This is a genomic window from Antiquaquibacter metalliresistens, from assembly GCF_029211225.1.
GTDB lineage: Bacteria > Actinomycetota > Actinomycetes > Actinomycetales > Microbacteriaceae > Rhodoglobus > Rhodoglobus metalliresistens.
This window is the reverse complement of record NZ_JARGEM010000010.1, coordinates 28347-50497: the sequence shown is the minus strand read 5'-3', so window position 1 is coordinate 50497 and position 22151 is coordinate 28347. Positions and strand designations below refer to the sequence as shown.

Annotated in this window: 26 protein-coding genes; 24 read left to right on the top strand and 2 right to left on the bottom strand. The window is 68.0% G+C overall.

Annotation, left to right across the window (positions count from 1 at the left end):
• Positions 1-235 precede the first annotated feature (235 nt).
• From PYV02_RS14605 to PYV02_RS14535, 15 genes are all read left to right on the top strand, one after another.
• Positions 236-1171, top strand: a complete 936-nt coding sequence (locus PYV02_RS14605) for a bifunctional DNA primase/polymerase (protein ID WP_275759797.1) — start codon at positions 236-238, stop codon at positions 1169-1171.
• Positions 1168-1809, top strand: a complete 642-nt coding sequence (locus PYV02_RS14600; protein WP_275759796.1) for a DUF2637 domain-containing protein — start codon at positions 1168-1170, stop codon at positions 1807-1809. Before PYV02_RS14605 ends, PYV02_RS14600 begins: the two co-directional genes overlap by 4 nt.
• Positions 1806-2246 (top strand): hypothetical protein, encoded by a 441-nt coding sequence (locus PYV02_RS14595; protein ID WP_275759795.1) that lies wholly within the window; start codon positions 1806-1808, stop codon positions 2244-2246. The genes PYV02_RS14600 and PYV02_RS14595 overlap by 4 nt, the downstream gene beginning before the upstream one ends.
• A 7-nt stretch (positions 2247-2253) precedes the next feature.
• Positions 2254-3084, top strand: coding sequence for a hypothetical protein (locus PYV02_RS14590; RefSeq protein WP_275759794.1), 831 nt, complete (start codon positions 2254-2256; stop codon positions 3082-3084).
• Between the two features lie 16 nt (positions 3085-3100).
• Entirely contained in the window at positions 3101-4069 is a 969-nt protein-coding gene (locus PYV02_RS14585) for a ParB N-terminal domain-containing protein (protein ID WP_275759793.1), read from the top strand.
• The gene (locus tag PYV02_RS14580; protein ID WP_275759791.1) at positions 4069-4740 is read left to right on the top strand and encodes a hypothetical protein; all 672 of its coding nucleotides are present in this window, start codon (positions 4069-4071) and stop codon (positions 4738-4740) included. The genes PYV02_RS14585 and PYV02_RS14580 overlap by 1 nt, the downstream gene beginning before the upstream one ends.
• Before the next feature lie 26 nt (positions 4741-4766).
• Positions 4767-5921, top strand: coding sequence for a M23 family metallopeptidase (locus PYV02_RS14575; RefSeq protein WP_275759790.1), 1155 nt, complete (start codon positions 4767-4769; stop codon positions 5919-5921).
• Position 5922: 1 nt separating this feature from the next.
• Positions 5923-6189, top strand: coding sequence for a DUF6112 family protein (locus tag PYV02_RS14570; RefSeq protein ID WP_275759789.1), 267 nt, complete (start codon positions 5923-5925; stop codon positions 6187-6189).
• Positions 6190-6262: 73 nt separating this feature from the next.
• Positions 6263-7399, top strand: a complete 1137-nt coding sequence (locus tag PYV02_RS14565; protein WP_275759788.1) for a hypothetical protein — start codon at positions 6263-6265, stop codon at positions 7397-7399.
• Positions 7396-7881 carry a hypothetical protein gene (locus PYV02_RS14560; RefSeq protein ID WP_275759787.1) on the top strand — a complete coding sequence of 162 codons (486 nt, stop codon included), beginning with the start codon at positions 7396-7398 and terminating at the stop codon, positions 7879-7881. Before PYV02_RS14565 ends, PYV02_RS14560 begins: the two co-directional genes overlap by 4 nt.
• A 518-nt stretch (positions 7882-8399) precedes the next feature.
• Positions 8400-8669, top strand: a complete 270-nt coding sequence (locus tag PYV02_RS14555) for a DUF6112 family protein (protein ID WP_045246597.1) — start codon at positions 8400-8402, stop codon at positions 8667-8669.
• A 30-nt stretch (positions 8670-8699) separates the two neighbouring features.
• A complete protein-coding gene (locus PYV02_RS14550) occupies positions 8700-9974 on the top strand; it encodes a conjugal transfer protein TrbL (RefSeq protein ID WP_275759786.1) in 1275 nt (424 codons plus the stop codon).
• Positions 9975-9977: 3 nt separating this feature from the next.
• Complete coding sequence (locus PYV02_RS14545) at positions 9978-11444, top strand: SCO6880 family protein (protein ID WP_275759785.1); 1467 nt, start codon at positions 9978-9980, stop codon at positions 11442-11444.
• A 33-nt stretch (positions 11445-11477) separates the two neighbouring features.
• Entirely contained in the window at positions 11478-11915 is a 438-nt protein-coding gene (locus PYV02_RS14540; protein ID WP_275759784.1) for a hypothetical protein, read from the top strand.
• Positions 11912-13399 (top strand): TraC family protein, encoded by a 1488-nt coding sequence (locus PYV02_RS14535; RefSeq protein WP_045246595.1) that lies wholly within the window; start codon positions 11912-11914, stop codon positions 13397-13399. The genes PYV02_RS14540 and PYV02_RS14535 overlap by 4 nt, the downstream gene beginning before the upstream one ends.
• A 395-nt stretch (positions 13400-13794) precedes the next feature.
• Here the strand turns inward: PYV02_RS14535 and PYV02_RS14530 are convergent, their stop codons facing one another.
• Positions 13795-14184, bottom strand: coding sequence for a heavy metal-responsive transcriptional regulator (locus tag PYV02_RS14530; RefSeq protein WP_045246594.1), 390 nt, complete (start codon positions 14182-14184; stop codon positions 13795-13797).
• 75 nt (positions 14185-14259) lie between these two features.
• Here PYV02_RS14530 and merA point away from each other — a divergent pair, with 75 nt between their 5' ends.
• The 7 genes from merA (at position 14260) to PYV02_RS14495 (ending at position 20403) form a co-directional block, all read left to right on the top strand.
• Complete coding sequence (merA, locus tag PYV02_RS14525; protein ID WP_275759782.1) at positions 14260-15696, top strand: mercury(II) reductase; 1437 nt, start codon at positions 14260-14262, stop codon at positions 15694-15696.
• 34 nt (positions 15697-15730) lie between these two features.
• On the top strand, positions 15731-16393 hold the full coding sequence (gene merB / locus PYV02_RS14520; RefSeq protein WP_045246593.1) for an organomercurial lyase MerB: 663 nt from the start codon (positions 15731-15733) through the stop codon (positions 16391-16393).
• 96 nt (positions 16394-16489) lie between these two features.
• Positions 16490-16852: a Cd(II)/Pb(II)-sensing metalloregulatory transcriptional regulator CmtR gene (cmtR, locus tag PYV02_RS14515; RefSeq protein ID WP_045246592.1), complete on the top strand. Its 363-nt coding sequence runs from the start codon at positions 16490-16492 to the stop codon at positions 16850-16852.
• A complete protein-coding gene (locus tag PYV02_RS14510) occupies positions 16849-17508 on the top strand; it encodes a cation efflux transmembrane domain-containing protein (protein ID WP_045246591.1) in 660 nt (219 codons plus the stop codon). The genes cmtR and PYV02_RS14510 overlap by 4 nt, the downstream gene beginning before the upstream one ends.
• Entirely contained in the window at positions 17505-17813 is a 309-nt protein-coding gene (locus PYV02_RS14505; RefSeq protein ID WP_045246590.1) for a hypothetical protein, read from the top strand. The genes PYV02_RS14510 and PYV02_RS14505 overlap by 4 nt, the downstream gene beginning before the upstream one ends.
• Positions 17814-18007: 194 nt before the next feature.
• On the top strand, positions 18008-18595 hold the full coding sequence (locus tag PYV02_RS14500; protein WP_275759781.1) for a hypothetical protein: 588 nt from the start codon (positions 18008-18010) through the stop codon (positions 18593-18595).
• On the top strand, positions 18592-20403 hold the full coding sequence (locus PYV02_RS14495) for a type IV secretory system conjugative DNA transfer family protein (protein WP_275759780.1): 1812 nt from the start codon (positions 18592-18594) through the stop codon (positions 20401-20403). The genes PYV02_RS14500 and PYV02_RS14495 overlap by 4 nt, the downstream gene beginning before the upstream one ends.
• A 41-nt stretch (positions 20404-20444) precedes the next feature.
• Here PYV02_RS14495 and PYV02_RS14490 read toward each other — a convergent pair whose 3' ends face one another.
• On the bottom strand, positions 20445-20795 hold the full coding sequence (locus PYV02_RS14490; RefSeq protein WP_274638426.1) for a hypothetical protein: 351 nt from the start codon (positions 20793-20795) through the stop codon (positions 20445-20447).
• A 153-nt stretch (positions 20796-20948) separates the two neighbouring features.
• Between PYV02_RS14490 and PYV02_RS14485 the strand changes: the two genes are divergently transcribed.
• Positions 20949-21389 (top strand): single-stranded DNA-binding protein, encoded by a 441-nt coding sequence (locus PYV02_RS14485; protein ID WP_274638427.1) that lies wholly within the window; start codon positions 20949-20951, stop codon positions 21387-21389.
• A 9-nt stretch (positions 21390-21398) separates the two neighbouring features.
• Positions 21399-22013 carry a hypothetical protein gene (locus PYV02_RS14480; protein WP_274638428.1) on the top strand — a complete coding sequence of 205 codons (615 nt, stop codon included), beginning with the start codon at positions 21399-21401 and terminating at the stop codon, positions 22011-22013.
• Positions 22014-22151 lie beyond the last annotated feature (138 nt).

Genomic DNA, 22151 nt, shown 5'->3' with positions numbered 1-22151 from the left:
TTTTGTCGGTTCTCACCTGACCATCGCACGATGGCTCACCACGTCCACGACGTGACACTCGAGCCCGAGAACTACACCACCCCATGGGACGTCACCCGCATCGTCTCACCGTGGACCCGGAGTCGGCGATGCTGACGCGCTGCCCATCTGGCCCCCACCACCCCTCGGAAGCCCTGGCGTACCTGATCGACAAGAGCCTCACGGCTCACGACCAGGCGACAGGAGGTGTGCCGAGATGACGATTCGGGAAGCCTCGCGCCGCGAGCGCGAGGCACTGGATGCCGGTGCCCTGCTCGCTTCGGTCACCGGGCTCCCGCCGAGCGAGGCGGCACGCCGCTACGCGGAGGCGGGCATTCCGGTGTTCCCCTGCGTCGCTGGCGGCAAGCGGCCGCTGACCAAACGAGGATTCCACGAGGCAAGCGCCGAGCTGCGCCAGGTTGCCCGCTGGTGGGCGCGCTGGCCGCGCGCCAACATCGGCGTGCCGACCGGTCATGCTTCGGGGCTGGAAGTCGTCGATGTCGACGTGCACGGCGCGATCCGCGGCTTCGCGGCATTCGAGCTGGCCCGGCGCGGAGGGCTGACGGATCGCTGGGCCGCATTCGTCCGCACGCCGTCGGGCGGAGTCCACGCTTACTACCCGGCCGATCCCGAGCTGGTGCAGCCGTCCTGGCAGGTGGCGCGCGCTGGCATCGACTTCCGCGGCGCGGGCGGCTACGTCGTCGTGCCGCCCTCGATCATCCCCACTGACGCGGGGCCGTGCGCGTACGCACTCATCGGATTCGGCCGCGGCGGCGCGGTTCCCGTCGACGCCAGCGCGCTGCGGCAGTTCCTCGATCCGCGACCTGCGCGCCCGATGCCCGTCATCCCTGTCGAGCAGACGGACGGTATCGACGTGGAGCGGATCGCACGCTGGGTTGGGATGCGCGGCGAGGGCGAGCGCAACCGCGGCCTGTTCTGGGCCTCGTGTCGGCTCATCGAGGCAGGCATCCCGCCCGACCGCGTGCGCGCCGCGCTGGGGCCGGCCGCGGAGCGCGCGGGCTTGCCCTCACCAGAGATCGAGACAACGATCCGCTCGGCACACCGCATAGCGACGGGCGCACCTTCCGCGCCTGCCGCCAGTCCCGTGCCCGACCATGCAGCTGGGCCTTCATCTGGTCAGGTGCTCTCGTGATCCCCAGCATCGCGCAACGCCCGCGCGGGCGGCTTGCCGTGTGGACGGCGGTGGCCGGGACCGTGTTCATTGCCGCTGCCGCCTTCTGGCTGTCGTTCACGGCGCTCGCCGACCTCGCGCGCCGCTCCGGCGTAGATGAAAGCCAGGCGTGGGCGTGGCCGCTCATCGTGGACGGCATCATCGTCGTCGCCACGGTGTCCGTCGTAGCCCTGGGAGGGCAGCGCGCCGCCTGGTATCCGTGGCTGCTACTCATAGCCGGAGCCGCGGTCTCGGTTGCGGCCAACGCGATCCACGCGGTCGTCGCCGCCGACGCCGACGTTCCCTCGGCCCTCGCAGGATCGGTCGCCGCCGTCCCGCCGCTCGTGCTCCTGGCGATCACGCACTTGACCGTCGTGCTCACCCGACGGTTCAGTGCGGAGCCATCGGTGCAGCCCGCCGGGTCGGTGTCGAACGCGGTCGAGTACCTGTCGCCGGAACCGCCCGCGCACCTTGCTCCTAGAGAACTCGCCCTGCGACTGAAGGAGGACGGCATGACGAACAAGGCCATCGCTCGTGCGACCGGAGTGCATCCGTCCACGGTCGGCCGCTGGCTAGCGACGCCCGCTCTCGCCGCCACGCCGGAAGGAGGCACGCTGTGAGCGACGAGACACCGGACACCAAACGTGCGCACGAGGCTACGGAGGCTCGACGTGTCGCCGAGCAGCGCCGCGACGAGGTATCGGAGGTGTCGGAGTTGGCGCGCCACGGTGACCCGTCCCGCCCCCCGCGCGCATCGTCTGCGGCCACGTCGCTGGAAGGTCGGCTGCGGGCCGACAACGACCACAGTCAGGTGGTGTGGGTGCGGCCGACCGAGCTGCTCCCGTCTGCCTCGGCTCGCATGATCGGGCGCGGGATCGACCTGCGCTCAGAGCTGGCGCGCCGCGCCGAGGAGCGTCGGCAGATTTCGCCGCAGGCGACTCCGGTGACCCGGCCCGGTATCCGGGTGCGTGCGCAGGGCCTTGCGCCGCTCTCCGCATTCGGGCCGTCGCCCACGCATCAGTCCTCTGTCAGCCGCGACCCGCTCCGACACCTGTGAGCGCACCATGTCTGCCCCGGCCGTTCCAACGTCGTTCCGCACCCCGGAGGGACTGCGCGCGCTCCTGGAACGTCTGCACGGCGACGGGAAAGGCGCATGGCGGCGCGACGTGGATGTTGCGGCGCTCATGGAGTACACGGCGGGTCGGTACGCGAGCCTCGCGCGAAAGCACGGCCTCGACCCGTGGGAGGCGGCGAGCGCCGCGTTCGACGCGATGCGCACCCCGGCCGTGCGCAACGCGGAAGATCCGTGGGCAGTCATCACCCGCGCCGTGCAGGTCACGCTGATCGCCGAGGAACGGGGTAATGGCCTGCTGTGCTCAACGCATCAGGCGCGCAGGCCGCAGTACAGCGGCTTCCACGACCCGGAGCGGTTCAGTGACCGGGAGAACCCGCTCACCGACTACCACGAGGCGTTGCAGGTCGCGCCCGCGGGTGAGGCCGAGGACGAGCGGGATGAGAAGACAACTGGCGTCGTCCGCGCGGTCGAGGACGCGATCAAGCTGCTGACCCTGCTCGACTGGCCGGAGCAGACGGCACGCGCGGCTATCGAACACATCTGCACCCGGCTCGGTGAAGCGCCATCGCGGGCGAGTGCTGCGGAGTCGCTGCGGCGAGACCGACACGCTCGGGCCGTGCTCGATCTGTCGTCGGCGAGCTGGAACGCGCTGCTCCGCGCGATCCTCGGCAACCCCGATCCCGACCAGGCGCACACCGCCGTCGGCCGCGGCGTGTTCTTCCGCCTTCTCGTAGGCGAGCCACTGCGCGCACTGCTCACCGATGACGACCTCGTTCTGCTGTTGGCGCTGAACGCTCCGACTCTCGCGGGAGCGAGGTGAGCACATGGCGGCGGGCATGGGGCACATCGAACTGGAGCGCACCATCGACTCCATCGTCGTCGGCAGCCGTCATCGCACGGAGCTGGGCGACATCGACGCACTCGCGGCGTCCATCGAGCGTGACGGCCTGCTCCAACCCCCGACTGTGACACCGGACGGGGTGCTCGTCTGCGGCGCTCGCCGTCTCGCAGCGCTGCGCCAGCTTGGGCACAAGAAGGTCAACGTGTTCGTGCGCTCCGGAATCAGCGACCGCCTCCAGCGACTCATGGCTGAGCAAGCCGACAACGTGCTGCACAAGCCATTCACGCAGACCGAGGCCGCGGCGCTGTACCGCGAGCTGAAGGCACTCATGGCCGAGGATGCCTCCCGTCGCCAAGCAGCGACGCAGTTCGGCGCAGGCGGGAGAATCGCCGGAACGAGCGGTGGTGCCGTGACGGCACCACCGCTGATCGGCGCTCCAGGCAAGTCCCGCGCGCAGGCGGCGCTCATAGTTACCGGCCGCAAGTCGTACACGAGCCTGGAACAGATCAGTGACCTCCAGCGGATCGTCAACGATCCCCGGCAGCCGGAGGACGTGCGCGACTTCGCCCGCTCCGAGCTGGAGGCCATCGACCGCGGCGCGTCGATCACCACGGCGCACGCCCGCACGATCGCCATGCTCGCGATCCCGCAGGAGGAGCCTGAGCCGCCCGACGAGTTGGAGTTGCTCGCGCAAGAGGCGCTGGAACGCGCGAAGCAAGGGCGCAAGCGAGGCCCGGCACCCGCGCCAGCGTCGAGCGCCGTGCCGGTTCGCTACCCGGTGCGCGCGTTCACGCTCACCTGGAATGACCTCGATCAGTGGTGGTCGCACTACGACCCCGCCGAGGTCGGCACCGCACTGAGCGACGACCAGTGGGAGCACTTCGAGACGATCCTCGACGCCACCGTCCGCTTCTTCGACGCGGCCCGCGCCGCTCGCCAACGTCTCGCCAAGGAGAGTGCCTGATGCCGCAGACCCGCTTCCCCCGTCGCCTCATGATCGTCCTGATCGTCGGCGCCGCCTTGCTCGCCGTCCTCGTCGGAATCGGGCTCTATGGACTGCTGCTCGCGCCTCGCTCCGACCCCTCGCCCGAAAACACCGCGGGCGACCCTCCCAGCGCGTCGACCAGCACGCCGTCGCCGACATCGAGCACTCCGCCCGTCGTCCGTGAGTCTGACGACCCGGAGACGTTCGCGCGCGCCCTCGCCACCGCGCTGTTCGCCTGGGACACCGCGACCGAGTTCGTTCCGACCGACTACGCGCAGGTCATCGTGGATGTGGGCGATCCTTCCGGCAATGAGACGGCCGGGCTCGCCTCTGACGTGCGCACTTACCTCCCGACCGCGGACGCCTGGGCTCAACTCCGCACGATGCAGACGCGCCAATGGCTCGACATCAACGACGTGTTCGTGCCGGACGAGTGGGCGACCGCGCTGGAGCAGGCATCCGAGGGACAGATCCTTCCGGGCACCGTCGCCTACACGATCACCGGCATCCGACAACGCGAGGGCATCCACGGCACCGAGCCCGTGACCAGCTCCCACGATGTCGCGTTCACCGTCTTCATCACCTGCGAGCCGACCTTCGACACCTGCCGCGCGCTTCGCCTCTCTGAGCTTGACAACCCCCTGCGCTGATCGGCACCCGTATGAAGAAGCTCGTTGTGGCCATCGCCACCCTCATCGCACTGCTCCCCATGAGCCTGGTCGGCGTGGGTCTGCTCGTGTCGCCCGCGGTATTCGCCGCGTGTCTCTCGTCAAGCTCGCTCGTCGTCGGGCCGATTCCCGAGTCACTCACAGCGACGACGCGCGCGGGCGAGACCGTGACGCTCGACCACCAGCAACTCACGCACGCCGCGAGGATCGTCACCGTCGGCGCGCAGACCCAGGGCGTGGGGCGCGCGGGCGTCCTCGTCGCGCTGATGGCTGCGCTGACCGAATCGCGGCTTCGGATGCTCGCCAACCCGAGCGCAGTCCCCGAGTCGACCGACTACCCGAACGACGGCGCGGGCAACGACCGCGACTCGCTCGGACTGTTCCAGATGCGCCCGAGCGCGGGCTGGGGCACGGTCGCCGAGCTGATGGATGCCGACTACCAGGCGCGGGCGTTCTACGGCGGGGCGACCGGGCCGAACTACCCGTCGCCGCGCGGCCTGCTCGACATCCCCGGCTGGCAGAGCCTCGACCCCGGCGAGGCCGCGCAAGCGGTCGAGGTCTCCGCGTACCCCGACCGCTACCAGAACTACCAGCCGGTCGCCGAAGCGATCCTCACGGCGCTCACCCGGCGCGCCGAGACCGCTCCCGGCGGCACGCCACTCGGCGGCGTGCCCGAGACGTCCACCTTGGTGTTCCCGCTGCCGAACGGAACGTGGGTGAACACGAGCGACTTCGGCTGGCGCACCGACCCCTTCACGGGCGAGCGCGCCTTCCACTCCGGCACCGATTGGGCCGCAGCCGACGGCACGCCGATCCTCGCTCTCGCCGACGGCGTGGTCAGCCACGCGGGCCTCTCCTCCGGCTACGGCGGGCTCATCATCATCGAGCACACCATCGGCGGCGAGCGCATCGCCTCCGCCTACGCCCACATGTGGGAGAGCGGCATCCTCGTCAGCGTCGGGGATCGCGTCGTCGCAGGCCAGCACATCGGCAACGTCGGCTCGTCGGGCCGGTCCACAGGAGCGCACCTCCACTTCGAGATCCGGCCCGGCGGCACGAACTCGGCAGCCGTCGACGCCGAGCCCTGGCTCGAGGCTCGCGGCGTCCAGAACCTCGACGCCGCGGGCACCGCGGCCCTGTGCTCAGCGGAAGGAGCTGCCTGACATGGACGTGTTCCCCGACTTCGGAGCCGTCGGCGGGCAGGCCGAGCTGCGTGCCATCGTCGGCGCGCTGCTGACCGTCGTGCTCATCTTCGCCGTGCTCATGCTCGTCATCTGCGCCGCGGTGTGGTCGATCTCCTCGGCGAACGGCAACATCTCGTCGGCCGTCCGAGCGCGGACCGGATTCCTCGTCTCCATCGGAGCCGCAGCCCTCGCCGGCCTCGGCGTCACCTGGGTCAACTTCCTGCTCGGCGTCGGCGCGACCATCTGAGTGGCTGATACGCCCGACGTGGCGAAGGATCACTTGCATGAACCACGTCAGGCCCAAGCACTAGCCTGAGTTCATGGAGGAGTCAGCACCGAAGCAGCGGCGCATTCGGTTGACAGGCGAGCGCTTTGCCGGTGGCCGCCTCCCCATCGACTCGCTGGTCGAGTTGGAGCGGTACCAGCGATTGATGCAGACGATCGCTGAAGCCAACTGGCGCAGAGACCACCCTGGCGAGGATCTCCCCGCCGACTTCAAGGCAGACATCAGTCTCGCCATCGACCGTATCGAACCTGGTAGCGCGGATGTTTACGTTGTCGACGAGCAACCGTCGGCCTACGTCCAGTACCAGGAAGTAGCGAATGACACCGTTGAGGCGACGATCAGCGCCGCATACGCCGGAACGCCCTTGCCGGAGTTACCCCCAGCAGTCAGCGAACAGTTCCGGCTAGACGTCGCCGACTTCGGCTCCACGCTCGAAGAGAACCAAAGTATCGAGGTCTACGTCGAGGGTGCCGACAAGCCTCCCGTGGTGATCTCCGTTGTGACTCGCAAGGAAGCCATCGAGCGCCTGCAACTCGATGACTTCTTCATCGTCGATGACGGATCGGCACCAGAGAACCACCTAGTGAAGGTGGAAGAGAGTGTTGCCGGGCGGATCACCGAACTCGATCCCGAGAATCAGAGCTACCGCTTTGAGAGCCTCCTCTACGGCGCTCTCAAGGGACGATACAAGTCAAACCCTGAGCTGAAGGAAGACTTCAGGAAGGTACTCGATTCCGCAGAAGTCGGCCCGGTCGTCCGCCTGACCGGGCAGCTTCAGTATCGGCATGGCGTGCCGTGGCGATTCGTTGAGACGGCCCGTGTTGAAGAAACGAACCTGTCGGACGACGCCTTGATCGCTCTCGCTGCGCTCGCTCCTGGGTGGGGTGATGGCGGCGAGGGGCGGTCGATTGAGTTCACCGCTATCGAGGCAGCGAACGCGCTTCTTGTAGCCGTGCATGAGGCGGGGATACGACGGCCAGGTGTGTTCCCAACCGCCGAAGGCGGCGTGCTGCTGGAGTGGTCCTCGGCGGAGGAGGTTCGCAGTATCGAGATCTCCCCGGATGCCGAGTTCGAGTTGTTCCACCTTGCGCCCGGTTCTTTCGAGCCTGAGCAGCAGCAGGTCACCGATCTGAGCGTCGCCACGGCGTTTGCGACGGGTTGGGCGCGATGATTCCTGCTGACCTCGAGCTCGCCGAGGGCGAGGCATTGATCGCTGAACCGGCCGAATTGCTCTTCCGTCAGATCACTCAGCACATGATCTCTGCGGACGGGCAGATTGGTTCTCTCGCGTTTGCGCCCTCGACAGCAGATCAGGGCAAGCCATCATTTAGCCGCTCATCCCTGGTCAGCCCGCAAGATGCGCGCGACTGGCATTCACGGCACGCGCGTAGCTGGTCGCTTGGCGTGCGCGCCGTGTCGATCAGCGAAGTCACGCAGGCGGGACGCATCGCAATCGACGACTCCCAGAGCCCCCTACCCGAAGGACTCGATCGTGCGCCTGGGCACTGTTTTGTCGACTTCAGAGGTCTCGACAGGCCCGAGCGCAAGGCGGCAGCGGCGATCCTCCTCCGTTTTGCGATCGAGCGCGGTGAGATTCCGACTACCGAAACGCCCGATGACGGTCAGTTGTTCGTGCTCGACTCGTCGGGCTAAGGCTCAGGGTTCAGGCGGTCTTCGACCTCCCCATCGCTGAGCCACCGCGCAACGACGCGAAGGTCACGACGCACGCGCTGGCGCTCCCGGCGACGTTCACGCCGGTTCTCCTCCCCGCCGTGGCACATCTGGCAGGAGCAGACAGCATGGCCGTCCCAGCGATGCTCCCAGTGGCAGCGACCGGAGCCGCGCCAGAGCGCGTCGGGTGCAAAGGGTGACGGCAGATCGCATACGCCGTCAGCGTGGTCGTGGACTTCCGCATGGCCGATGTCACCACGGGCGACACGGATACGAAGCGGAACATGGGCGTCGGTACGAGACACGGCAGGCCTCCGAGGGTGCTCAGCGCCCCGGCCCGCTGCCCCTCGACGAAGGACGAACCGGGGCTATGGGTTGAGCCCCTCGCGCGGTCGTGTCCTCATGCCTTCATCGTGCCACGGTCCGCCGACATCAGGCATCCGGTGCAGCGTGCGCACCTACTAGGCGATTCGTCCCCTCGCCTGCTGAAGGAGCACATAGTGATCGACATCGACCCCAATACCGACGGGTTGCCCGGCATCGAACAGCTCCGCGTTATCGTCGGCGCGGCCATGACGGTGGGGCTCATCCTCGCTGTCCTCGCGCTCATCATCTCGGCCGTGGTCTGGGGCTACGGGGCGAACAGCTCGAATCCGCACCTTGCCAGCCGTGGCAAGGTCGGCGTGCTCGTCTCGTGCGGCGCGGCCATCATCTGCGGGGCATCCGTCACCCTGGTCAACTTCTTCTGGAACGTCGGCCAGTCGGTTTAACACCACGACCGAGTTGAGATGGCTGAGCCGATGAGTATCTGTGATGTGCCCGTCATTGCGTCAGTGTGCGATGCCGTGGGTGAGGGAACTGCGTCGCTCATCTCCGCGCCGTTCGACTGGCTCGCGCAGGCAATGGGGCAGGCCGCCGCCTGGCTGTTCGAGAGCGTGTGGGCGGTGTTCGACTCGACCACGTTCGTCGACGTGACCGGAAGCCAGTACGTCTCGGTCTACAACGTCCTGTTCGGGGTGGCGATCTTCGTCATGCTCGTCTTCTTCTGCCTCCAGCTCATCACCGGGCTCGTGCATCGAGATCCGATGGCACTGTCGCGAGCGGGCGTGGGACTCGCCAAGTCGGTGCTCGGATCGTTCGTCGCCATCACCCTCACCGCGACCCTGTTGGAGGTCACCGATCAGCTCACCATCGGCATCGTGCAGGCGACTGGCAACACGATGGAAGGCATCGGCGACCGCATGGCACTGCTCGCCGCTGGGCTGACGACGATCAACATCGCCTCGCCCGGCGTCGGTGCGATCATCACTATCTTCCTTGCCGGGCTCGGCATCGCGGGTGCAGGCATCGTGTGGTTCACGCTGCTCATCCGTAAGGCGCTGCTGCTGGTCGCCATTGTCTTCGCGCCCATCGCACTCGCCGGGTTCACCTGGGATGCCGCGAAGGGTTGGTTCGGACGCTGGGCGGCGTTCGTCGTGGCGCTCATCTTCTCGAAGCTCGTCATCGTCGTCGTGTTCCTCGTCGCCATTGGGCAAATCAGCGCGCCCATCGACCTCGACCTCGCCTCGATCAGTGACCCGATCTCGGGCGTCGTGCTGATGTTCATCGCCGCGTTCGCGCCGTACCTGACGTACAAGTTCATCTCGTTCGTGGGCTTCGACATGTACCACGCGATGTCGAGCGAGCAGGAAGCGAAGTCGGCGCTCAACCGACCCGTCCCACTGCCGGTCAAGGCTCAGCCGAACGCGGCAAAGTCCGTCCTCGGAGGGCAAAGCGGCGCGAGAGGCGGGACTCCTCCCGCGCCGAGCACAGCTCCCGCTGCAAGTGGCGCAGCAGGCGGCGCTGCGGGCGCAGGTGGCGGGGCGGCCGCTTCCGGTGGCGGCGCGGCGGCGGGAGGCGCGGCAGGTGCCGGGGCAGCAGCGGCCGGGCCTGCGGCCGCAGCCGTCGTCGGGGCGCAGGTTGTCAAAGCCGCAGCGACGACTGGGCCGAAAGTCGGTGCCGCGGTCGGCGGCGCAGCAGCCGGGCACGCAGAGACATCAACGCCGCCGATACCCGTGGCACCGAGGAAGGGGTAGAACATGGCCACCCGGCACCCTCCGGCTCCTGAGCAGCAGCTCTCCCCCGTGCAGTTCTCCCGACTCGCGCACCGTGGCATCCTGCTCGGACTGTCGATCTCGCAGTTGATCGTGTTGGGCATCGGCGTGGTCACGGTCGTCGCCACGATCTACACGGGCGGTGGCATGGGGCTGGTCTGGACATCCCCGATCTGGCTCAGCTGTCTGCTGCTCGCGGTCGTCCCCGTGGGCGGGCGCAAGCTCGTGGACTGGCTGCCCATCGTGTCGCGCTGGATGTGGCGGAGCACCGCTGGGCAGTTGATCTTCCGCCGCCGCGTCATCAAGCCGCGTCCCGTCGGCACGCTCGCGCTCCCCGGCGATGCGACCGCGCTGCGCGAATGGGTCGATCCCGAGACGGGCGCGGCGATGGTGCACGACCCCCACGCTCAGACCCTGACCGCGGTGCTGGGGGTGACGCACCCGGCGTTCGTGCTGCTCGATCCGGGCGAGCAGGAGCGGCGGATCAACGGCTGGGGTCGGGTGCTCGCTACCGCGTGCCGCTCAGGCCGGATCGCCCGGCTCCAGGTCTGCGAGCGGACGCTGCCGGACTCAGGCACGGGGCTCGCCGAATGGTGGGCCAGGCACGGCAGCGACGATGAATCCTGGCCCGCGACCACCTACCGGGAGCTGATCGAGCGTGCTGGGCCGACCGGCGAGCGCCATGCGACGACCATCTCGATTGCGCTCGATATGAACGCCTCGGGACGACAGATCCGCTCAGCGGGCGGCGGCATCCGTGGAGCTGCCGCCGTGCTGCGTCAGGAGATGACCACGCTCGTCACGGCGCTGCGAGCTGCGGACCTCGCCACGACCGGCTGGCTCGCGCCCGGCGAAGTCGCTGTCATCCTGCGCTCCGCCTACGACCCGGCTGCCGCGCCCGCGCTGGAGCGGCACGCCGACATCGGGCGTTCCCTCGCCACCGCGGGGCCGGTCGCGGTGACCGAGAGCTGGGATCGCGTGCGCACCGACTCCGCGCACCACACCGTGCTGTGGCTCTCCGAGTGGCCGCGCTCGCAGGTGTTCCCCGGATTCCTCGCGCCGCTGCTGCTGACCTCCGGCGTGCAGCGGTCGTTCTCGCTCATCTGCACACCAGTTCGCGCCGACATCGCGGCCCGCGACCTGCGGAAGAAGAAGGTCGGCCTGCTCTCCGACGCGACCCAACGTGCGAAGATCGGCCAGGTCGAGGACGCCTCGCGCACGGCTGAGTACCAGGACGTGCTTCAGCAGGAGTCCGACCTCACCGCGGGGCACGGCGTGCTCCGCTACACCGGCCTCATCTCCGTCTCCGCGCCCACGGTCGATGAGCTGGATGTCGCCGTCGCCGCCATCGAGCAAGCCGCGGTCCAGGCGTCCTGCGAAACGCGCAGACTCGTCGGCCAGCAGGCCACCGCATTCGCCGTCGCCGCGCTCCCGCTCTGTCGGGACGTGTGACGCACCCAGCCCTCGACCCCGGAAGGAGTAGCCATGCCAACCTTCAGCAACCCCGTGCAGGACGCCACGGAGACCCGCCAGGCGGTGCGGGCGCTCGCTCATGCGAGCCGGGCCTTCGCCGACCCCGAGGACACCTATCAGGTGGTCGGCGAGCTGCTGGGGACGCTGCGCTCCCTGGAGCAAGTGCTGGAGCAGGTCGCGGCGGCGCATGTTCTGCACCAGAACAAGGCGTTCGTCGACAACGGCGACCACGAGGCCGGGGTTGACGAGGCTTGGGCCGCCGCCAACGCACTGCGCAGGGCCGCAGAACTCGTCCAGTCAGCCGAGACCGCCGTCGATCAGGCGTCGCAGCATTCGAGCTACATCGCGTGGCACCCGGCACCTGTCGCCAGCCGACCTGAGCTGGACCCGTTCTCACGCGATCCGTTCGAGGCCCACTTCGTCAGTTCGCCAAAGGGGCTGTCGCTATGAGTCCCGACGACCGCGAGCGCCTGCACACCGCGGTCCTGCTCGACCCAGCGGGCGAGCGCCGTGCCGCTCGGAAGGCGCGACGGCGAGCGGCGAACAAGATCGAGACCGCCGACCGCAAGGCGCAGCAGGATCTGGCGCGCGCGGCGTGGGAGGCCGAACGCGAGGCGCGGCGGGCGACGACCTACCTGCCACCGTCCGGCGAGACGAGGCCCGCTGCACTCCGCACACCGGGCCGATTCCGGCTGCCGCGTCACCAGGACACGAGCGCGACGCTGGCCGGGGCGTATCCGTTCCTCGCCGAGGGCGGACTGGGCTCTGCCGGGGTGTTCGTCGGCCAGGATCTCTACAGCGGGGCATCGTTCGTCTATGACCCCTGGGTGCTCTACGCGCAGGGCCTCATCACCGCACCGAACATCGTCCTCGCGGGGATCGTCGGCTCCGGCAAGTCCTCGCTCGCCAAGAGCCTCTACACGCGCTCCATCCCATTCGGTCGGCGGGTATATGTCCCCGGCGATCCGAAAGGCGAGCACACGGCTGTCGCTGAAGCAGTCGGCGGACGGGCGATCGTGCTGGGGCACGGGATGTCTACGCGGCTGAATCCGCTCGATGAAGGGCATCGGCCTTCGGGCCTCAGCGATGCCGAGTGGCAAAGCCAGGTCACCTCCCGGCGACGCGACCTCATCGGCGCACTCGCCGAGACCGTCCTCGACCGCGGCCTCACCCCGCTGGAGCACACCGCCGTCGACTTCGCGCTCACCGATGCGGTGCGCTCGGCCGAGGTGCCGATCCTTCCGATGGTGGTCGACCGCATCCTCGCCCCGCAGCCCAAGGACGACGACGGCAGGCTCGCCGAGGACGGCCGACTCGTCGGACACGCGCTGCGGAGGCTCGTGGCCGGGGACCTGGCGGGGCTGTTCGACGGCCCGAGCACCGTGCGCTTCGACCCGTCACTGCCGATGGTGTCGCTCGACCTGTCGCGGGTGGCAGAGAACTCGACGCTCATCTCCGTGCTCATGACGTGTTCCTCGGCGTGGATGGAGTCGGCGCTTCTCGACCCGGCAGGCGGCCCGAGGTGGGTCGTGTATGACGAGGCGTGGCGGCTCATGTCACATCCGGCGCTGCTGCGCCGGATGGACGCACAGTGGCGGCTCGCGCGGCACTATGGCATCGCCAACCTGCTCATCTTCCACAAGCTCAGCGACCTCGACAACGTAGGCGACCAGGGCTCGGCGATGCGCGCGCTCGCCTCGTCCCTGCTCGCCAACGCCGAGACACGGGTGATCTACCGGCAGGAGAGCGATCAGCTCGGAGCTACTGCGCAGGCCCTCGGACTCACCGGAACGGAGCAGGGATTGCTACCCGGTCTCGGCACCGGACAGGGGCTCTGGAGGATCAAGAACCGCTCGTTCGTCGTCCAGCATCAGCTCCACCCTGCCGAACTTGCGATGTACGAGACAGGGCAGAAGGCAAGAGGAAAGACCTAGATGTTCCCGCGATTTGACGGCTTGGCGGGAACAATGAAGGTCCCCGACCTCAAGCGCCCATGCGGGGGTCGAAGTTCGCGGAACCTGCACGTTCTCGCTGGTGAGGTTGCAGGCAGTGTCCGAAATAGCTTGGACAGCATCGCATGATGGATGGCATTCGGTGAACATGCGAGCAAGCAGGCGCGTCAGTGCGTCATGGACTCAGCCCGGAGGTCTCCGATCGGTCGCCTGAGAGCCGCAATGCCACCCAGAGGCCGCATCGGCGGCAGATGAAGGCGTTGTCGTGCGCCAGGGCGTGGAGCTTGCGTCGCGGGAGTTCTCGCCCGCAGCATGAGCAACTGTGCTGCATGGTCGGTGTCGTCATACTTAGCCTGGTTGCCCTCGGATACGGTGCCTCAGATGTAGCTGCAGATGTCCTGTGCGGTGCACCTGGCCGGGTCGCCGGTTTCGGTGGTATCGCGGACTTCGGCGACCGTGGCACGGAGGGCCGTGAGTTCGGCGATCTTCTGGTCGATGTCGGTCAACTGCTTGTTCAGGATGTCGCGGACGTGGGTGCACGGTGCGGCGCCGGCGTCGCGCACCTTCAGGATGTCGCCAATCTGGGACAGCGTCAGGCCCGTGGCCCGACCGCGCCGGATGAAATCGAGCCGCGGCACGATGTCAGCGCTGTAGTCGCGGTACCCATTCCCCGCACGGCTGGGGACTGGGAGCAGCCCACGGTCTTCGTAGAACCGCAGGGTCTTGCTCGTCATCCCGGCCGCTGTGGCCGCCTCACCGATCAGCACGGTACACCTCCGTCGCCGGGGTAGCCTCCGGCATCCCTTGACCTTCCAGCGTAGTGGAAGGTGCAGGCTGAGGCCATGGAAGATCCGACCTCCTTCGACCTGGCCGTCATCGGTTCCGGTGCCGGCTCGTTCGCTGCGGCGATCCGGGCCAGCCAGTTGGGCAAGCGGGTGGTGATGGTCGAGCGAGGCGTCATCGGCGGCACCTGCGTGAACACCGGCTGTGTGCCGTCCAAAGCGCTGCTGGCGGCGGCCGACGCCCGGCACGTTGCCCTAAATTCTGGACGGTTCCCGGGCATCTCCGCATCGACCGGGCGGGTGGACATGCCCGCGCTGATCGAGGGCAAACGCGCCCTGGTCGAGGGCATGCGTGCGGAGAAGTACGAGGATCTGATCGCCTCCTACGGTTGGGACCTGCGAGCCGGAACGGCCGCATTCGCCGGTACCACGGCGGACCCGAGGTTGGAGATCACCGCAGCGGACGGGACGCGGAGCACGGTCGGTGCAGCGCACTACTTGATCGCCACCGGCTCCACCCCAACCATCCCGGCGGTCGACGGGTTGGCCGGTGTCGACTACCTGACCTCAACTTCAGCGATGGAGTTGGAGGCGGTTCCCGAGTCGTTGCTGGTGCTCGGCGGCGGCTACGTGGCGATGGAGCAAGCGCAGTTGTTCGCCCGGCTGGGTTCCCGGGTCACCATGCTGGTCCGATCCCGGCTGGCGTCCCGCGAGGAACCCGAGGCGTCCAAGGCCATGATGGGGATCTTCGCCGACGAGGGCATCCGGGTGGTCCGCCGCGCGAACCTCGACACGGTCCGCACCGACAAGAACACCGGCGACATCATCGCGACGGCCACCGTATCCGGTGGAGCAGAAGAGTTCCGTGCCAGCCGGATCCTGATCGCCACGGGTCGGCAGGCGGTGACCGAAGGACTGAACCTCGCAGCGCTCGGGATCCAGACCGGCCCTTCGGGCGAGGTCATGGTCGACGGTCGGCTCGCGACATCCAACCCGCGGATCTGGGCGGCCGGCGATGTCACCGGGCATCCGCAGTTCGTCTACGTCGCCGCCTCTAACGGGTCCCTGGTCGCGGAGAACGCCTTCACCGGCACCAACCGGGAGGTCGACTACCGGCACCTGCCGCGGGTCACCTTCACCAGTCCCGCTCTCGCCGCCGTCGGGATGACCGAGCAGCAAGTGGTCGCTGCCGGTATCCGCTGCCAGTGCCGGGTACTGCCCCTGGCCTACGTTTCCCGGGCCATCGTCAACCGCGACCTGCGCGGTGTGATCAAGGTCGTGCAGAACGCCGACACCGGCCAGATCCTCGGAATCACAGCCGTCGCCGCCGACGCCGGCGACCTCGCCGCAGCCGGTGTGTACATCCTCGAAGCGGCCATGACCACCGACCAAGTCGCCCACCTGTGGAGCCCTTACCTGACGATGGCCGAGGGCATCAAAATCGCCTGCCAAGCCTTCACCGCCGACGTCTCCAAACTCTCCTGCTGCGCCTTCTGAGCGCATCACCAGATCCATCTGAAAGGAAAAGAGAATGACCAACGAACCCGCCGCGATCACCGACCGCCTCGCCACTGCTGAGACCGGGCTGGAAATCTGGCTCTGGCTCCCCCTTCTGAAGCTCCTCGCCGAAGGCGAACCTGTCACCATCGCCGATCTGGCGACCGCCACGGGGCGGACCGCCGACGAAGTGCAGGCCGCGCTCGCCGCGGTTCCCGACACCGAATACGACGACGAAGGCCAGATCATCGGTCAAGGTCTGACCCTTCGCCCGACCCGCCACCACTTCGAAATCGGCGGGGAGCAGCTCTACACCTGGTGCGCGCTGGACACCCTAATCTTCCCGCAGCTGCTCGACCGACCCGGTCGGATCGAATCCTCACAACGCGAGGGCAGCACGCCGGTTCGGATCAGCGTCGACGCCACCGGCGTCACCAGCGTCGAACCGCGCACCGCGGTCGTCTCGCTCGTCAACCCGGAAGACCTCAGCCAGATCCGCTCCGCGTTCTGCAACCAGGTCCACTACTTCGCCTCACCCGACGAAGCCGCACCATGGCTCGAACGCCACCCCGAGGCCACCACCATCCCCGTTGCCGCAGCTTTCGAACTCGCCACCGCACTCGTCGAGTCGATGCACCTCGACCCCGCCACCGTGTCCCCTGACCGATCCGGGCTGAATGGCGCCGTCTGCTGCTGATCGCGGTGGGCGCGTTCGCGATGTCTGCCGTGTGGCGCGCTGGTCCCTCACCCTCCCAGCCTTCCAATAGGTCACCGTTCGCTGTATAGTCACTCCATGCTGACTCTTGCTTCGCGGGTGGACGTGATGAACCGGCTCGGCCGGGCCATGGCCGACCCGACCCGCTCCCGCATCCTGCTGTCGCTGCTGGAGCAGCCCGGTTACCCGGCGAAGCTCGCTCGCGACCTGGACCTGACCCGCACCAACGTCTCGAACCACCTGGCCTGTCTGCGCGGCTGCGGGATCGTCGTCGCTGAGCCCGAGGGCCGGCAGACCCGGTATGAAATCGCCGACCCGCACCTGACCGCGGCCCTGACCGCCCTGGTCGATGTCACGCTCGCCGTCGACGAGAGCGCGCCGTGCCTGGACCCGGGCTGCACAGTCCTCGGCTGCTGCGACACCGAGGCCACCGCCGGATGAGCGCAGCGACGCTGACCGACGAGCGCCGCGCCCGGCTGCACGGTCGGGTGAAGTTCATCGTCTTCTTCACGATCACCTGGAACGTCATCGAGGCGATCATCGCCCTCTCCGCCGGCGCGCTCGCCTCCTCGGCCGCGCTGATCGGGTTCGGGCTGGACTCGGTGATCGAGGTCGCCTCCGCTGCCGCGATCGCCTGGCAGTTCACCCGCAAGGATCCCGAGCTGTGGGAGAAGGCCACCGTCCGGATCATCGGGGTCGCGTTCTTCGCCCTCGCCGCCTACATCACCGTCGACGCTATCCTCGCCTTCACCGGGGTCCGCGAGCCGGAGCACAGCCCGGTCGGCATCGGCATCGCGGTCGCGAGCCTGATCGTGATGCCCGGCCTGGCCTGGTTCGAGTTCCGCACCGGCCGCGAGCTCGGCTCCAAGAGCGTGCAGGCCGACGCCAAGCAGCTCCTGCTGTGCATCTACCTCTCCGGCACCGTCCTCATCGGCCTGCTGCTGAACAGCTTGTTCGAGTGGGCGTGGGCGGACTCCGTCGCCGCGCTCGTCGTCGCGGTCCTCGCGATCCGGGAAGGCATCGAAGCATGGCGCGGCGACATCGAATCCCCCTTGGAAGTCCTCGAAGACCTCGACCACGAGGAGGTCACCCCATGACGCACGTCGGCCCGCTGAACGGCCCACCGATCGCCTGCACCCTCGCCCCGGCTGCCGGCAAAGCGCAGGTGGAGAAGTGGCGAGCGTTCGACGAGGACTACGCGCTCGAGACCGAGCGCACCGACGCTCGCCTGACCATCCACTACGCCAAGGTCGACGACTCCACCCGACGGCTCCGAGAGCTCGTCGCGGCTGACAGCACCTGCTGCGCCTTCGTCGACTGGAGTATCGACGAGACCCACGCCCACCTTCGACTCATCGTCACTGGCACGCCGGAACAGATCGCAGCGCTAAACGTCGGGTAGCCGGGTGCGGGCGTGCCTGAATGGTGCGAGTTCAGGAGCGGTGAATGAACGCCGATATTCCTGAACCAACTGGCACGATTCCGAGGATTCGCTGAGATTCGTCAACGCGCCAGCACACCGGGCGCACCTAGTGTGCATGAGCCATCCCCGACGAGACCACTCGCGCGAACTCACGACAGTTGGGACAGCGTGAGATGGCCATCACACTTGCCCGGCGACGCCTCGCACGCCAAGAGAGCGCAGAACAGGAGGTCTCTGCGAACGTGCCGCCCGTGCTGCCGGTCGTGACGATGACCGTGCAGGCGGACGCGACGCTGCGCGTCGTGGTCAACGGGAAGCCGTTCGGTCCGCCGACGTTCGCCCCGCCGTGGCAGCGGCACTCCTTCGCGCAGATCATCAGCGAGGTCGTCGAACAGCGCCACTCGCCCGTGCGCATCGTGGTGCACGAACTCGACGGGAGGGTCTACACGGACATCGTGACGGCTCCGCTTCATCCCACATTCCTCAGCTCATCCCTTCCCGAGTCGCCGGCCCCGGTCGACCAGACTAGCCCTGCGCCAGATACAACCGAACCAGCGCACCCTCTCCCATGCCAGAACGGCGAGGGCTACGTGCCTGGTGAGGAGGTCGCGGTCGCCGTCATCGTCCGGCACACCGGGGCTGACAGCGAGGGCACAGCACGGGCGATCGTCGAGCCGAGTCTGCTCGATCTGAGTCCCACGCACGAGGTCATCCTGCTCGGCCGCGTCTCGGGCACCTGCACCGTCGGACACCCGGCATGACCAGCTCGTCACCTCGAACTGGGGCGTTCGGCGACGAACTGACGAACCTCGCCCTCGGCGCGCTCATCGGTGCGATGCTGCTAGCCGGTGCGCTCCGCTTCGCCGGGAGCGTCGCTGCGTTCGTCACGGGCGCGCCCCAGCCCGCGGCGGGTCTCGAAGCGGGAGTCGGAGTGGTCTTCCATGCCGACGACCCCGGCTCGGCACTCGGCTCCGCGTCGCTCAGCCCCGCCGCCTACTGGATCACCGCTGCACTCCTGCTCGCCGCCATCGGCACCGCGGTGTGGTTCATCTGGCGATGGGTGCGCGAGCTGGGCAAGCGGACCAAGGCCGACCCGAACCGGATCGAGGGAATCGCTGATGCGCGCGACGTGCAGCGCGCCGCATCCGAACGCGACCTTCTGCGTCGCGCGAAGACGCTGCGCCCCTCGCTCACCGACCCAAAGCCCGAGGAGGTCGGCTACCTCCTTGGCACCTCGCGCGGCAAGCGCGTGTGGACATCCGTCGAGGACTCGATCCTGCTCATCGGCCCGCCGAGATCCGGGAAGGGCGCGAACATCGTCATTAACACCATCCTGGACGCGCCCGGTGCGGTCATCACGACCTCGACCCGGCCGGACAACCTCACGGCGACGCTCCGTGCTCGCCAGGCGCGCGGCGGCCCGGTCTCCGTGTTCGATCCCCAGCATCTCGCCGAGGGTGTCCCCGCTGGTCTGCGATGGTCGCCGATCCGCGGGTGCGAGGTGCCCTTGACGGCGATGATCCGCGGCACAGGTCTCGCCGCGGGAACCGGGCTCTCCGGTCCCTCCGTCGAGAACGGCGGATTCTGGGAAGGCAAGACGCGCACGGCGCTTCAGGCGCTTCTACACGCCGCCGCCCTCGACCACCGGCAACCCGCCGAGCTGTTCCGCTGGACGCTCGACCCCGCGGCTGCGGCGGATGCCGTCTCCATTCTCGCCTCGCACCCCCAGGCCGCGACCGGATGGGCCGAGTCACTCGACGGGATGCTGCAATCCGACCCGCGCACGCGAGACTCCATCTGGCAGGGCGTCTCGCTCTCTCTCGCCTCCCTCGCCGACCCGCGGGTGCTGGAAGCGGTCAGTCCCAGCGAGGACGAGCAGTTCGACCCCGAGGCGTTCCTGCGCGACTCCGGCACGCTTTACCTGCTGGCGACAGGAGCCGGAGCCGGGGCGTCCTCGTCGCTCGTCGCGGCGTTCATCGAAGACCTCGTAGAGACGGCCCGGCGCATCGCCGCGCGCTCGCCGGGCGCGCGGCTCGATCCGCCTGTGCTGCTCGCGCTCGACGAGATCGGGAACCTCGCGCCTCTGCCTTCGCTTCCGGTCCTCATGGCGGAGGGCGGCGGCACCGGGCTCACGATGATGCCCGTGTTCCAGTCACTCGCCCAGGCGCGAGGTCGTTGGGGCGACGACGCCGCGACCGCGATGTGGGATGCGAGCATCACCAAGATCGTGCTCGGCGGCGGGACGGACACACGGCACCTCCAGGACATCTCCACACTGATCGGCGAACGCGACGAGACGACTGACTCCGTGACCATCGGGGAGCGCGGCTCGCGCTCGAATCAACGCTCGATCCGCCGCGTCGCGATCATGAAGGTCGAAGACATCCGCACCCTGCCCCAGGGCACCTCACTCGTGTTGCTGCGCTCCGCGCCGCCGATCATCACGACCATGCGTTACTGGCTCCATCGGCCGGATGCCGAGACGCTGCTCGCTCAGCGCGCCGAGGTCGAGGCGCTCATGCAGCCGGGCACCGCTGGGATAGGTGAGGCAACTGTCGTCGGCGACTGACCAAGTTCGCGTGACCGCCAGATCGGCACCCACCGCGGACGCTAGATCGGCCAGTCTTTGTGCAGCTCCGAGCCGATACCAAGGGAACTCAGGTCCGCGGTAACGGCAAGCCACAAGTCATTGAAGATCTGGTCAGCGTCGCCCGTCCAGTCGTTTGGAATCGGAGTCGGCGAATCGACGGTGTACGAGATGACGTATCCCGGAGCCGAGGAGTCGTCCCAAGATAGCGCGACGTTGAGCCTCGCGTTCTCCAGTTTCACGTCGTCATCACCGTCGCCGAATCTGTCGGCAACATACTCATAGTCATATGAGAACTGGTACGAGTCATCCTGCTTCATCGAACGCAGGTACTCGTCTTCATCCTCGAACTCTTCGCCGGTCGAGTGGTTCACGAACGACAATGGACGACCTACCTCTCGCATTCTCTGCCCAGGCGACGCTCGCCTCTCAGCCCTGTCATCACAGTAGCCGGGGCGACGACGGTCGAGCCTGCGCACCTATCGGGTAGCAATCCATTCTCGGCAGGAGAAGTTAGGAGCATCCCGATGCGAACCAAAGAATCCCTGTGGGGCTTCTTCGCCAGCGACCCGCAGTTGTCCTTCAACGAGGGCGGTGAGGCGCGGTTGTTCGCCTGGATCGGTCAGGAACAGTTCGAGCGCAACCCGGACGGCTCGTTCACCCAGGGCGAGACGAAGTTCTACCCGTTCAAGATGTTCCGGCGCAGCGCGGAACACGCCTACGAGAAGTTCGCGCGCGGCGACAACTTCGTCGCCAGCGGCCACGTCCAGAAGTTCAGCTACGAGAAGAATGGTGAGACGGTCAGCGGCGAGGAGTTCATCGCCACGCACATCGGCCCCGATGCTGCCCGCACGAGCTACGCCGTCGACCGTGGCCGCTCGCGCTCGCAGCAAGTCAAGAGCGTCCCAATCGAAGCGCCCGACCCGACCCTCCCGCAGCAGCCGTCGCCCCGTCCGATGACGCTGTGAGGCCGAGTCATGACCATCGAGGAAACGTTGTTCCCGCCCGATGACCCCGACTTCGACGTGCCTCCGCTCGAAGAACCGGAGCCCGACACGCTAACGACTTCGCCGAGGCCGGCCAAGGAGCAGGAGCCCGAGGCGGAGGACACACCGGAGCCGCCGCGCCCGGTGAACTGGAACATCCTGACCGCGGCCGAGGCGCAGGTGGAGTGGCTGGAGCTGAACGCCTTCGTGAACTGGCTGCGCCACGAGTTCGGACTGAGCGTGAACGTCGTGCCGCCGTATTGGCACCGGCACCCGGAGCTGGTGTGGCCGCTGTCGGCGCTGCGCCAGCACTACCTGAATGCCTACGACAAGAAGCAGCACGGCTCGGCACCGTTCGGCTGGTGGCGAGATTTCTGGGCCTTCATGCCGCAGCTTCGGGACGCAGTGACCGCGTGCGGCACGAAGCTCAACACGGATCGCCCGACGCGGCAGGCGGTGTGGCCGGGCGAGGACGAGCGCCCCGCTCCCGTGGAGACAGTGATCCCCAACCGGGACGCCGACTTCACGCAGTTCGTCAAGGAGGACGTGGCGCGAAGGCAGGCGATCGAGGACGAGTTCTACGCCCACCTCGCGGCGGAGCAATAGGGCGCGGGCGGTGACTGCGAATGGCGCGCCAGCGATCCCGGAAGCCCTGGCCGGGGCAACTGGAGTTCGATCTGTGGGGGCTCGACGAGCCCGCGGCCGACGCCGCGCTCACCGCCGCTCGGGAGGCTGGGGCAGGTG

What these genes read in the sequence shown, in the direction of transcription:
- PYV02_RS14605 (WP_275759797.1), top strand. Translation starts at nt 236, where the DNA reads ATGACGATTCGGGAAGCCTCGCGCCGCGAGCGCGAGGCACTGGATGCC.
- PYV02_RS14590 (WP_275759794.1), top strand. Translation starts at nt 2,254, where the DNA reads ATGTCTGCCCCGGCCGTTCCAACGTCGTTCCGCACCCCGGAGGGACTG.
- PYV02_RS14585 (WP_275759793.1), top strand. Translation starts at nt 3,101, where the DNA reads ATGGGGCACATCGAACTGGAGCGCACCATCGACTCCATCGTCGTCGGC.
- PYV02_RS14580 (WP_275759791.1), top strand. Translation starts at nt 4,069, where the DNA reads ATGCCGCAGACCCGCTTCCCCCGTCGCCTCATGATCGTCCTGATCGTC.
- PYV02_RS14570 (WP_275759789.1), top strand. Translation starts at nt 5,923, where the DNA reads ATGGACGTGTTCCCCGACTTCGGAGCCGTCGGCGGGCAGGCCGAGCTG.
- PYV02_RS14565 (WP_275759788.1), top strand. Translation starts at nt 6,263, where the DNA reads ATGGAGGAGTCAGCACCGAAGCAGCGGCGCATTCGGTTGACAGGCGAG.
- PYV02_RS14560 (WP_275759787.1), top strand. Translation starts at nt 7,396, where the DNA reads ATGATTCCTGCTGACCTCGAGCTCGCCGAGGGCGAGGCATTGATCGCT.
- PYV02_RS14550 (WP_275759786.1), top strand. Translation starts at nt 8,700, where the DNA reads ATGAGTATCTGTGATGTGCCCGTCATTGCGTCAGTGTGCGATGCCGTG.
- PYV02_RS14545 (WP_275759785.1), top strand. Translation starts at nt 9,978, where the DNA reads ATGGCCACCCGGCACCCTCCGGCTCCTGAGCAGCAGCTCTCCCCCGTG.
- PYV02_RS14540 (WP_275759784.1), top strand. Translation starts at nt 11,478, where the DNA reads ATGCCAACCTTCAGCAACCCCGTGCAGGACGCCACGGAGACCCGCCAG.
- PYV02_RS14535 (WP_045246595.1), top strand. Translation starts at nt 11,912, where the DNA reads ATGAGTCCCGACGACCGCGAGCGCCTGCACACCGCGGTCCTGCTCGAC.
- merA (WP_275759782.1), top strand. Translation starts at nt 14,260, where the DNA reads ATGGAAGATCCGACCTCCTTCGACCTGGCCGTCATCGGTTCCGGTGCC.
- merB (WP_045246593.1), top strand. Translation starts at nt 15,731, where the DNA reads ATGACCAACGAACCCGCCGCGATCACCGACCGCCTCGCCACTGCTGAG.
- cmtR (WP_045246592.1), top strand. Translation starts at nt 16,490, where the DNA reads ATGCTGACTCTTGCTTCGCGGGTGGACGTGATGAACCGGCTCGGCCGG.
- PYV02_RS14510 (WP_045246591.1), top strand. Translation starts at nt 16,849, where the DNA reads ATGAGCGCAGCGACGCTGACCGACGAGCGCCGCGCCCGGCTGCACGGT.
- PYV02_RS14505 (WP_045246590.1), top strand. Translation starts at nt 17,505, where the DNA reads ATGACGCACGTCGGCCCGCTGAACGGCCCACCGATCGCCTGCACCCTC.
- PYV02_RS14500 (WP_275759781.1), top strand. Translation starts at nt 18,008, where the DNA reads ATGGCCATCACACTTGCCCGGCGACGCCTCGCACGCCAAGAGAGCGCA.
- PYV02_RS14495 (WP_275759780.1), top strand. Translation starts at nt 18,592, where the DNA reads ATGACCAGCTCGTCACCTCGAACTGGGGCGTTCGGCGACGAACTGACG.
- PYV02_RS14485 (WP_274638427.1), top strand. Translation starts at nt 20,949, where the DNA reads ATGCGAACCAAAGAATCCCTGTGGGGCTTCTTCGCCAGCGACCCGCAG.
- PYV02_RS14480 (WP_274638428.1), top strand. Translation starts at nt 21,399, where the DNA reads ATGACCATCGAGGAAACGTTGTTCCCGCCCGATGACCCCGACTTCGAC.